The organism is Spirosoma sp. KNUC1025, from assembly GCF_045160025.1.
GTDB lineage: Bacteria > Bacteroidota > Bacteroidia > Cytophagales > Spirosomataceae > Spirosoma.
In genome coordinates, this window is the sequence record NZ_CP087140.1 from 87,815 (window position 1) to 100,452 (window position 12,638).

A 12,638-nucleotide genomic window follows, 5' to 3' on the forward strand; every position below is an offset into this window, starting at 1 on the left:
GTAAAATTGTAGATAATTCCGAGTATACGGTTATCCTTAATTCGCCAGCTTAATCAATTGTTCCATTCAAAATTTTCTGCGAATAGGAATTATAAATAATTGCAATACAGAGACAGGGTAATAATTCCAGATCGCTTATAAATCTAGGCGAACATTTGAGTTTTGAAGCTAGAAGATATCTCCAATCGATCTACAGTTCTTTGGGTTACTCCAACTTATTGGAGTAACCCAATTTTGCCTTGCAAGGAATATGTCAAAAAACCTCTCGGTTCTTCTTCAGATAGGATAGTCCTCCTTGCTGTATACAACTTTTCTCGAATTATCTAGTGCATTTTCAGAGCAAATTTTACCAGTTAAATAATCTTTAATGGTTATTTGAAGCTCTAATAGGGCCATCAACAGGCATTCTCTCAAAATCTGTTTGCATTATTAATCCATAACAAATCCCCCCACTTAATTCATTTGAGAAAAAGCTACAATCAGGGCTTGATTCTTGTAGGCCTATTTGCCTATGAATAACTGAACATCAAATTCTGTCTGTTCAACTAGTAGACTAATTTGTATAATCTTCCATTTATATGCCTTCGTGTGGATCGAGAGGTGTTCTGTTATGTTTAGCATGGTTATTCCTATTTATAAGTTATAGTAAGGCGCAATCTTCTGCTTCAAGAGAAGAAGTGGATCGCCTTCTCAGATCGGTCACTAAAACCGTAACAGATACAAATCAGGTATGGACATTACTCCGCTTAAGCGAATTCTACTTAAGTAGTCCGATAGCTGATAAAGCATTGTCGGACAGTGCACGTCACTTTTCTGAATTAGCAGAACTGTTAAGCCGCACAATCCACTTTAACCATGGAATTGACAAATCATTATATCTGAAGGCTATCTATCATCTTGAGCAGCAGAATAATGGAGAAGTTGCCCGCATCTCCCAGCAACTAAGTGATTCGAGCCGAATACGATTATTTCTCGAGCAAGGGAAGCGACTTCTTCGACCCACCCAACTTCGGTATGCCAAGCGCGATAGTGCTATTTATTTTTTCCAAAAGGCAGAACGGATTTGTCAATCAATTGGTCATAACCTTTTGGCAGAGGAGAGTCAGAATTTAATAGGAGTCGCCTATATCCTTAAAAAAGACTGGCCAAAAGCGAGGGCCAGTTTTATGAAGGTAATTCAGGCACGGCAAACAGCGGGGGATCGATCAGGGGAGGTTAAGGTATGGCTGCGAATGGCAACAACTACCTATTGCGATGATTGCCGGGAAAATATGAAAGCGCTGGAAACAGGATTAACGCTATCTCGTCAAATCAGGAGTAAGGCGCTGGAACTGTTGATTTTATTAGAAATGGGTTTCGAACACTTCCAATTAGATAGCGGAGAAACCTGGCGCGCAGATCAAAGAGCAGCCCAAGCCCTGGCAATCCAAAATGTCATTGGTTTCAGAGCATTAACAGCAGCCTATCGTAATCTGGCAATGTCAAGTGTTTACAATCGGCCAGGTGAATATGGATATCTTTCCAACACAAATTACTTTCTGTCAGATTTAAGTCAGGCCAAGGGCGATTTAAATCAAAAATTGTTTTACATACTTCAGGTTGTAAAAGCCGAGGAGAAAAATGGGCAATCGGCTGAATTAGATTATGCCTATTTCAGGTTAGGTAATGCTTATTTCGGACTTAATCAATATGAAAAAAGCTTAACATATTATCAAAAATCACTGGCAATTAGCCGCCAGAAAAGTGAATTGGTCATTCAAATTGGGCTTATCACTCGGATGGTAATTACCTTTCTAAAATTAGGAAAATCTCAGGAAGCCTTACGATTTTTACAGACGATTTCAGGCAAAATTAAATCAGTCACCTATGAAGATAATATTCTGCTAAATCAAAGTTATGGAGACTGCTACAGCGCCTTAAAACAGTATAAAAAAGCCGAACGGTACTACCTCGCTAGTGTAGCCTGGAGTAAACAGGTTGCCTTACAATTTCAGTGTTCTGCCTGGCAACGAATTAGTCAGTTTTATGTAGATAATGCTCAATTTAAAAAAGCAGATCCATTTCTTCATCATCTATTGTCCATATCGCAAAAACGAATAATTCCCAGCCAGCAGCTTGAAATCCAATTAATGCGTTTCAAAGTAGATTCGGCACAGGGTAATTATAAAGCAGCTATCAACCATTATCAAACGTATAAAAACTTAACGGATTCAATTTTTAATGAGAAAAAAAGCCAGCAAATTGCTCGGCTGACTATAGAGTATGAAACCCAAAAGAAGGAACAAACACTTGCACTTAGAGAAAAAAATATAGACCTGTTAACGATTCAGAACAGGTCTCACCAGACGCAACGGAATGCGTTGATTGTGGGAAGTATTTTACTGTTAGCCTTACTGGGTTTAAGTTATAACCGGTATCGATTGAAGCAACTAAACAATAAACAACTCCTGGATCAACAGAAAATCTTACAAACTCAACATATTGAACTTCAGGCAAGACAGAAGGAAATCAATCAAAAAAATAGCAGCCTACAACAATTACTAACCGAAAAAGAATGGTTATTGAAGGAAATCCACCATCGGGTGAAAAATAACCTGCAAGTTGTCATGAGCTTATTAAACACGCAGGCTAGTTACCTTGTCGACAACGCAGCTATTACGGCCATTCGAGAGAGTCAACACCGGGTGCAGACAATGGCCATGATTCATCAGAAACTCTATCAGTCTGAAGGTATGGCCCGCTTAGACATGGGAGCCTTTATTCAGGAAGTTGTAGTCTACTTGCGTAATTCATTCAAAGTCGAGCAACAGCATTTGTTCGAGTTAAACGTAGAATCGATCGATTTAGAGGTTACGCAGGCAATTCCAGTTGGTCTAATCATCAATGAAGCGATCACCAACTCCTTAAAGTATGCATTCCCAGTTGATAAGTCTGGAACCGTCACAATAACGCTCAGGCGAATAGCTGAACTTTCCTGTGAATTGATTATTGCTGACAATGGTGTGGGCCTACCTCCCGGCTTTGACGTTTCGCAAAGCCGTTCATTGGGTATGACGCTTATTAAAGGCTTTAGCCAACAATTGGACGCTTCCTTAACAATAACAAGTGAAACCGGCGTGCTGATTAGCCTGATATTTACTGAGGAAAACTGAAAGGCATCTATCTCGCAGTCAACCGCCTTTTTTCATTAGTGGCCCTTTTGGAATCTCTTAGAAAGGTTTCATTCGGTAGCGGGAGGGTTTATGATCAATACCTTACGAATCCCCATTTTTTCCATTCGATATTCCAGCGTGGTTGGTTTAAGGTTCAGCAGTTCAGCAGCTCCACCACTGCCGCGAATTCGGCCATTAGTTTGTTGTAGAACGGCCAATATGTAATTCCTTTCCACTTCTTGTTGGCTCTTTATTATGGATTCAAAATCAACGGGTGAACTTTCAGTTCGACTTGACTGCGTAATTGCTATAGGCTGACTAGCTGGCTGATAGCTGGATTGCAGTTCGCCCAATAACGATTTACCAAGTGATCGACCTAGCTCGATAGGACTTTGGCCAGAATTGAGAATTACGGCTTGTTCAATCACATTTTCTAGCTCCCGAATATTGCCCGGCCAATTATAATTCAGTAAGGAAGGCATTACATTCTCGGCAAAGCCAATAAATGGCTTACCCTGTTTCTGGGCCATTTTTCGGGCGAAATACGTAGCTAGTAAAGGCAAGTCTGTTAATCGATCTCGTAGTGGAGGAATAATAATTGGGTAGGTGGACAATCGGTAATAGAGGTCCAATCGAAACCGACCGGCTCGTACTTCTTCCTCTAGATTTCGGTTTGTGGCTGCAATCACCCGAACATCCGTTTTAATGGGTGTTTTACCCCCAATTCGATCTATCTCTTTTTCCTGAAGAACCCGTAAAAGCTTGGCCTGTAATTCGAGGGGTAGTTCACCTATTTCATCCAGCATCAAGGTCCCTCCTTGAGCCAGTTCAAACTTGCCAATTCGCTTTTCGAAGGCCCCCGTAAATGCCCCTTTTTCATGGCCAAAAAGTTCACTTTCTATCAGATTGGTAGGAAGCGCAGCACAATTTACTTTAATTAGCAGTTTCCCTTTACGTGAAGACGATTGATGTACAGCTCTGGCTATTAATTCCTTTCCCGTTCCGCTTTCCCCTAAAAGGAGAACTGTCGTATCCGTATGAGCGACTTGATTAACAAGCCTGAAAACGTTTTGCAAGGGCTCACTTCTGCCGATGATCTCCTCAAAGTCATTGAATTTCTGAACCTCTTGCTGTAAATAGGAATTTTCCTGCTTCAGTTTTTCACTAAGGCGAGCCACTTCCTCATAAGCCAGAACGCGTTCAAGCGTTAAGACTAGCGGCTGCTCAAGACGTTCAAGGAGAGCCTGATGAGATACTTTAAACGCATCAGGATTACGACTTAGAAAGCAAAGCAAAAATCGATCACCATTACTCAATTGGAATGGGGCAGCCATAGCGCCTACCAATCGAAATGATTTTGCCAGAGTTTGAACAAAGGGATCTTTTCGTTCTAACTCATCAAAACTCTCAAAGTTAAAACGAGAGAATTGTTCAGGAAAGAAGGTAATTTGATCCTGAATTTCGCCGGTTCGTTTATCGCCAGATAACTGAAGTATATCCTCTAGCGTTAGCACATTAAATTCCTGATAGCCAACTCGGTAATAATGAAAACTTGAACTTCTCCCACGCTGTTGGTACCGAACCGTTAAAAAATCAAAGGGAATATAAGGTTGTAACAACTGGGCAATTTTTGTGAGTCGATCGGTCCAGCTTTCTGAAAGAGATAATGCTTCTGAAAGATCGATTTGTAATAATTTTTCCTCCCGAAGTTTTACTTCAACACTATGAGCTTGTTTGTATCGACTGATCGAAATAGCCGTTAAAATATCCTGCTCCCTAAACGGTTTAACAATATACCCACTCGGTTGAGTAGCTTTTACGGCCTCTAATACCCCTGGGTTGTCATTGGCAGAAATATAAATAAATGGAATGCCTAGTTCTTCCAGGTGATGGGCTAAATCAATACCTGTTTCCCGGCCTTTCAGATAAATATCCAACAACACCAACTTCGGCTGATGTTGGCTGATCATATCAATTGCTTTGCGCATTGATGTTGCAATACCAAGCACAACATACCCATTCTGCTCAAGTATGAGCTGTAAATCGTTGGCAATGATATACTCGTCCTCGACAATTAATATAGTATAAGGCTCTATCGAGCTTTGTCCTGCGATGGAGGAAGTATGCATAAGACGTTACAGTTTGGGCTACTGTGAAAAGAGGATAAGTTAGTACGACAACAACTATACCTTTTATTACCTAGTAGGTGTTCATTATTGAATTCGCATTCCTTGCTTACGCAAAGCATTATTAAAAAATTACAAAAAATTTCAATTCACTCTATTCTATACCTTGCTCAACATTCATTGCTGTGATAACTCACAAAAAATGCTCCAGGAAATTAATAATTCTCCAAAAAACTGGAGTTCTCCAAATTGAATCCTGAGTAGGCCGTGAATAGCAACTGAGGCTAAATCCTGCAATGTGAGCCTTGGAATAGGTCATTTTGAATACAGCCTGATAACTTTTCCCGAGGCTACTATTTGTTTTGTTACTAATCACGAATCAACTTTTTGGAAGTAACTATTCATCCTGCTTACTCAGCTTTTGGCGTAGAGACACATTTTCTTCGTGTAATCGGGCGGTCTGCTGCACGATTTGGTCATAGGCCAGCATCTGTTTAATCGTAAATGTTAGTGCCGGTTTTAACTGGTCCAATAGTGCCCAATGCTGTTCCTGGTAAAGTTGATCATGTTGATTGTAAAAATCGAATAAAAACTGGCCACAATTCGCAGTATAAATGGATGTATTGAGATTGGATTTATACTTGTATGTATTGATAATAAGCTCTTTAATTAAATGATGGTTGTATCGAGTAGTATCGCTATCACTATTCGGGAAAGATGTCGACGTGTTCTTATTGACTTGTGGTAGCGGGTATTTCTCCTTCTCAGTTTGGTCTTTTTCGACCGTAAATACTGAAATTGGAACAAACTTAAATTCGTCTTCTGAGATCCTCATGTAACAAGTTGATTCCTGGGATTCAGAAAACGGCTTCCTGTCAAAGGTAATTTGAATAAAATCGAACGGTATGTACGTCTGAAAATATGCTAGTAGCTTAAGCAACCAATTGTCCCAATTACCTGGTTCAGCAATTGTACTGAGCAAATTGATTTGTTGTTTCTGCCTTTGACAGCGTTGATTTTCAAGGCTTAACGCATGGCGATAGTATGCTATTTCCAATGCCACTAGAACATCCTTCTCTCGAAATGGCTTCACTAAAAAGCCAAATGGTTTCGTCATTCTAGCCTCTTCTAATACACTGGTATTCGTATTTGCCGATAGGAAAATAAACGGAATTTGATTGCTACTAAGGTATCGAGCGAGGTCAATACCTGTCTCTTGACCTTTTAAATAAATATCGACCAATACGAAATCTGGTCGAGTTAATTTACTCAATTCCAATGCCTTAGCTACACTTAGCGCAATTCCACTGACTATATAACCGGCCCGTTCCAAAATGAGTCGTAAATCGTTCGCCACAGCGAACTCGTCCTCAACGATTAAGATGGTCTGGGATACCGGATGCTCATTCACCTGATTAAAAGACATACTGCTTAGGGATGTTGAAACTCAATTGCACATACTCATTCTTAGGCAAGACATGCAATTGATTAGCCATCAGTCAACTCATTTGAAAAAAGTAAATGAACAAGTAGCCCGTTATTATTCTTTATCGTCAACTCACCGCCTAGTTGCATACTAAATCCATGCATGAGTGTCATTCCCAACGAAGGTGTATGGGCTGTAGTTGGATTGAGTGGGAGCCCAATACCGTTGTCAGCTATGGTTAGTTCAAATTTATTGGACTCAATAGAACGAAACGAGACCCTTATTTCACCGGGTCTTTCATCGGGAAAGGCGTACTTTAAGGCATTGGTAATCGCTTCGTTAATCAATAAACCAACTGGTATGGCCTCGGTAATAGTCAGGTGAGTTTCCTGTACGGCTAAGGAGAAGGTAACTGGTTGAGGCAAGTCGTAAAAATCGCGCAGGTAGGTCACAATTTCCTGAATGTATTGGCGCATATCAATATGATTGACGTTGTCAGATTGATAGAGATTCTGATGGATCAACGCCATTGCCTGTACCCGATGTTGACTGATCTGAATGGCGGATAAGGCAGCCTTATCCGCCAGATAGCTTGCCTGTGAGTTTAACAAACTCATGACAATCTGAAGATTGTTCTTTACCCGATGATGGATTTCCTTGAGTAACCATTCTTTTTCAGTCAGCAAAATTTGTAGGGTTGAGTTTTTGTGATCAATCACTTTCTGCCGCTCTACTAATTGTTGATGACTCGTTTGTTTAAGTTGAAACCGATTGTAGACTAATCCTAAAAGGATTATCAACATGACTGCTCCGGCAATGATAAAATTGCGGGTTGTTTGGGCTTTTTGTAGGGCTATTTCTTTAAGTCTTGCCTGCTGATTTAGTTGAATAATTTTTTGCTTATTTTCCCTGGTTTGATACTGAACTTCGAACAAGGCGGTTCGTTGTTTCGTCGTTTCACTGATTAGGGAGTCGTTAATTGCCTTATAACGTTGATAATGGATGATAGCCGATTTGTAAAAGGCTTGAGCTGAGTCCAGTTTAAACCACCATAAATGATTAACCGCTAATTTTTTGGCATAATGTGCTGTCAGGCTTAACTGTTCATTCTGAATGAGGTGTCGTCGCGCCCTTTCATACTGTCCGCTCTGGATATAAAAGGGAATCAACACGGCATAAATGTAAGAATGGTAATCCTTGCCGAGATTCTCCTTGAGCATTGCTTCCAACTGGTTACTGTAGGATTTAGCCCGTGTATAATCAGGCTTCAGTTTACTGTAATAGTTCACATAGCAGGTCGCCATAGCCAATTGGCAATCAATATCTTTTTTCGTATTAGGGAGTTTCTGAATAACTCTTTCCATATGATCCACAGCATCCTGGATTCTAAGCGTGCTGAGGGCTTTTGCATCACAACTAGTAAGTATGGCACTGATCGTTGTCCCCAAAAGAATGATTGTGTTCGGCCTGTATTGTTTTTGAGCGGCTCGCAACGATTTGTGAAAATAGATTAGCGCCTTATCAGGTTGATTGAGTTCGTTATAGGTGATTCCCAGACGACTATACACTTTTGCCAGTTTATTAGTATCTCTGGCAGCCTCAACGGTTTGCAAGGCCAAAAGGCCATAGTTCAGACCAGCTTCATAGTCACCCATTTTGCTGTAAACAAACCCTAGTAAATCATAAAGCTCCTGTAGTTTAGTATACCTAATGGAACGATACAATTTGAGGGCTATGTGTAAATCCTGAAGTGCTTTCAGATTATGACTTTGCAACTGATAAAGGTCTCCCCGGTATTTTAAGGCTTCCGCTAGCTTTACTGTATTTGTTGCTCGACTCAGTAAGGGAATCGCTCGTTCATAAAGTTGAATTTGAACCGATAAATCCCGATCAGATACCGAGTAAAACAAGGCCTGAACCATATACACATCCGCAAGGTCTTCTGCATGTCCATATCGGTTAAGCACTTGTTTCGCTTTCTCCGTTAATCGCCAGGCTTGCTGTGTATAACTGCGCTCACGTAATGCTTCAGCCGCGAGCAGGTAACTCAATCCTTTCCCTCGTTGATACGTTACCTTGTGGCTTAGTGCATAGGCGCGTAAGCTTAATTGATAGGCAGTGTCTAAATCGCTCGCCAATTCCCCCGATTTCATGACGAATGCATGTCCTAGTGCCAGTAGGAATCCAACTCGACTAATATCATTCGTGCTTTTTTGGAGCTGAACACGAAGACTGTCTATGTATTTAGGTGATGGAGATGTTGCCCAGAGTGAAGGTGCCCAGACAACAAAAAAAGGATTCCATGAATTCGGAGAAAAAAAGATAGCCGCCCCATATCGGTTCTCTTTACAACTTAGCTACCAAATTTCTTACAGTCTTTCAGACAACAGTCTAAAATGGCCGAATTACCTGTGAACTGACGAATAACTAAATCCTGAAACTAATGGCCAAATCTCAGTGAAGTGAGGAGTGTATCAAATCCATTGATAGTTAATACTGGAAAATTGAATCTAGAGTAGGTAGGGCGGGCAAAACAGAATTACCAGGCATTAGCAAGGCATAATCAATCGCTCCAATTCATTGGAGCGATTGATTAAATAACTCCAATTCATTGGAGCGATTATTAGGGCGTCTTCTCTAAAATTCAGTGATTTAGACGAAAAATGGCCTATAAACACAGGTTTCTGTTCGATTTTCCCTATTTAGAATATCTCCGACAGTTTGGCATGCTTTTCGGAATACACTTAATGAATCTGTTTGCCGAGATGCAACTGCCACCACGTGCATCTTACTCAACTGCTTGAATAAGGACTTGATTTTCCACCTTAGATTGGTCACTATGAGCACATATCAACCAGGTTATTTCACGAGTTGTGAATTGCTGAACATCACCGAGTTTGGTGATGTTACCACTTCCCAAAGCCGAATAGCCCGGCAAATTATCAGCGCTAGTATTGCACCGTTCTATGACCAAATTGAGTATCGATATCGGTATTTCCCTGATTTGAAAAAAACAGAATCTGTATTAGCAGCAATCGCTTTAGAAGCTGCCAAAAGGCAACATAAGTTTCAACTAATGTATAATGCATTACTCTCCCTGCCGACAATCAATACCTTGACTTTGATAAAACTTGCTTCAACACTCGGACTTGTACAAGATCGGTTCATCCCCGACCTGCTATGTGATCACATTCATACAATTATCAAGTCTGATTGGTTGGAGGGAACTAATCTAAGTCTGAACCAAGCTCCAGCTCTTTTTGTGAATGGGCATCGGTTTCATGGGAAATTTACAAGTGCAAAGCTCACTCCATTTGTAAGCTTTCATCTTGAACAGTCCCGAAAGCCTTCATCCATAACTAACAACTGATCTTACTGAAATCTTTTAGTTTCTGGGTTTATCCTTATTAAATAGATAACGTATATATACATTCGTTAGCAACTAAATGCTTGTTCCAAACTTCAATAAAATTAGTGATATGAACGATTGGTAAGAGTTTAATTTAGTCAACCTATAACGTCACCTGGAAAGTAGGCTTATTACATCTTCCCTAATATACCACGTATCAAAGTTTGCCATTTGTCCGAGTAGACCTACGTCTACGGTTTTTCGGTTGCCAACTACTTTGCTTCAATTATGAACGACATGCCAACCAGTCATGCCACGGTTCCCTTTGCTTTTCAAATTGTTTCACCTTTTAATGCCGTTAATTATGAACACAATCGAAGTGGTTAATCATGTACAACCAGTACCTGTAAACGACGACCCAAATCTTTCCATTGGCGTCAAAACCTTTTTAAATATCCTAAATAGCAGCGGAGGCCCACCTCTCGAACAATTGCCCCCTTTGCAAGCCAGGGCAGTTCTGGAAAACGCTCAAGCATCTGTTTCTGTCGATTTATCAGGAATTTACCTTTCTCAGAAAACCGTTGAGGTTGATGGCTATACGATCGATTTAGATATTATGCGGCCGACGGGTGTACCGGGATTATTACCCGTATTTATTTTTATTCACGGTGGGGGTTGGGTACTTGGCGATTTTCCAACGCATAAACGGATGGTTCGAGATCTCGTTGTTCTATCAGGTTTTGCAGCCGTGTTTATCAACTATACACGTACGCCTGATGCCCCTTTTCCACGCGCTATTAATGAAATCTTTGCTGCAACAAAGTGGGTTGCCGATAACGGCCATGAGATTGGCGTTGATGGTAAAAACCTAGCGGTAGTAGGCAATAGTGTTGGTGGAAATATGACGGCTGTGACCGCCTTAAAGGCCAAAATGAATGGTGGTCCGCATATTAAACTGTTAATCATGATGTGGCCAATCGTTGATGCTGATTTTGAGACCAAATCCTATATGCAATATGGTCAGGATCGGTTCTTAACAACGCCCCTAATGAAGTGGATGTATGATATGTACATCCCAGATCCGAAGGATAGAAAACAGATATTTGCTTCACCGTTGCAGGCAACCATTGAGCAGCTAAGAGAGCTCCCTCCTACACTTATTCAAGTTGCCGAGAATGATGTGTTACGGGATGAAGGGGAAGCGTTTGGTCGCAAGCTGGATGAAGCTGGTGTACCGGTTACCACAATCCGATACGATGGTGTAATTCATGATTTTGGTCTACTCAATGGTCTAGCCGAATTGCCTCCGGTAAAGTCATTGTTTGTTCACGCAGCTGCTGAGTTGAAAAAATATCTTGGCTAATGTTCCTAACGCCCAGACAGTAGGTGATTGTAAAATCATCTACTGTCTGGATATGTATAATCGTGTAAAGTATGCACTGTAGAGACATATTGTATTATTTCCTTTTTGAGTTTGGAAGCACTCTTTTAAGAACTAACTAAAGCTTTACATAGTCTGAAAATTTTTGTACTCCTAGCATTACTGTAGCCATAATATATCTGTCACTGCTACGAAAATTTAGGTTTATCCATAAAACTGGAGATGTACATTTTTGCAGATTGTTAATAACTAGCATAAACTGAGCAATTCGCATGATTTAAGGGTTTTGTCGACCCAAATCGTATTGGTACAACCTTTGAGTAGAGTCCTATTAAAACTTCGATCATTGACTTCAAAGGGCATGAGCAATACATAAAGTTATGATTGAAAATGGAACTACTACCAGCAACTTCAATCAGTATATGTCAATTCCGAATAATGTTTAATTAATGCGTATTATGAAAATTGTAATTATTGGCGGCACTGGTTTGATCGGATCAAATGTGAGCGAAAAACTGCGGCTGTTAGGGCATGAGGTGATCGCAGCTTCTCCTTCTACCGGTATCAATGCAATGACTGGTGAAGGGCTATCGGCCGCATTGCATAGCGCTGAAGTGGTTATTGATCTTTCTAACTCCTCTTCTCCCGAGGAAAATACCGCAATCAATTTCTTCCGAATCGCCGGCAGGAACCTAGCTGCTGCGGAAAAAGCGGCCGGTGTCAAACACCACCTCTTACTATCGATCGTAGGAACAGATCGGGCACAATACATCGGCTACCTGCGCGCCAAAAAGGAGCAGGAGGATATTATCAAGGCGTCAGGCATTCCTTATACGATCATCCGCGCTACGCAGTTCCACGAGCATGTTACCACCATTATTGCCGTACAATCCGATGAAGAACACATTCATGTTTCCACTGTGGATTACCAGCCGATTGCCGCAGAAGATGTGGCAGCATTAGTAACCCAGTTCGCTTTGGAACCTCCCAAAAACAGCACGGTGGAAATCGCAGGCCCTGAGCGCGCGCCAATGACAGAGTTCGTTACCCAATACCTCTCAGTTAAGGGAGGAGACAAGTCAGTTAAAGCCAACGACCAGAATAAGTATATGTTCTTTGACATCCCGAAATCCCTTCTGGTGCCACAGGGTGATTTTTATCCTGGCGTAATCCGGTTCGACGACTGGATAAATGAATAAGTTAA

At 41.0% G+C, this 12,638-nt stretch carries 7 protein-coding genes; 4 read left to right on the plus strand and 3 right to left on the minus strand.

The features are described 5' to 3' along the window. Positions 1-677: 677 nt before the first annotated feature. Entirely contained in the window at positions 678-3,152 is a 2,475-nt protein-coding gene (locus LN737_RS31240) for a histidine kinase dimerization/phosphoacceptor domain -containing protein (RefSeq protein ID WP_405520718.1), read from the plus strand. A 68-nt stretch (positions 3,153-3,220) separates the two neighbouring features. On the opposite strand, the gene LN737_RS31245 is transcribed toward LN737_RS31240, so the two are convergent. The 3 genes from LN737_RS31245 to LN737_RS31255 form a co-directional block, all read right to left on the minus strand. Then, positions 3,221-5,281, minus strand: coding sequence for a sigma 54-interacting transcriptional regulator (locus LN737_RS31245; RefSeq protein ID WP_231780113.1), 2,061 nt, complete (start codon positions 5,279-5,281; stop codon positions 3,221-3,223). Positions 5,282-5,675: 394 nt separating this feature from the next. After that, positions 5,676-6,704 (minus strand): response regulator, encoded by a 1,029-nt coding sequence (locus tag LN737_RS31250; RefSeq protein WP_231780114.1) that lies wholly within the window; start codon positions 6,702-6,704, stop codon positions 5,676-5,678. Positions 6,705-6,766: 62 nt separating this feature from the next. Next, complete coding sequence (locus LN737_RS31255; RefSeq protein ID WP_231780115.1) at positions 6,767-8,857, minus strand: histidine kinase dimerization/phosphoacceptor domain -containing protein; 2,091 nt, start codon at positions 8,855-8,857, stop codon at positions 6,767-6,769. Positions 8,858-9,543: 686 nt separating this feature from the next. Here LN737_RS31255 and LN737_RS31260 point away from each other — a divergent pair. From LN737_RS31260 to LN737_RS31270, 3 genes are all read left to right on the plus strand, one after another. After that, positions 9,544-10,074, plus strand: coding sequence for a thioredoxin domain-containing protein (locus LN737_RS31260; RefSeq protein WP_231780116.1), 531 nt, complete (start codon positions 9,544-9,546; stop codon positions 10,072-10,074). 343 nt (positions 10,075-10,417) lie between these two features. After that, positions 10,418-11,416: an alpha/beta hydrolase gene (locus LN737_RS31265; RefSeq protein ID WP_231780117.1), complete on the plus strand. Its 999-nt coding sequence runs from the start codon at positions 10,418-10,420 to the stop codon at positions 11,414-11,416. A gap of 476 nt (positions 11,417-11,892) precedes the next feature. Continuing rightward, the gene (locus tag LN737_RS31270) at positions 11,893-12,633 is read left to right on the plus strand and encodes an SDR family oxidoreductase (protein ID WP_231780118.1); all 741 of its coding nucleotides are present in this window, start codon (positions 11,893-11,895) and stop codon (positions 12,631-12,633) included. Positions 12,634-12,638 lie beyond the last annotated feature (5 nt).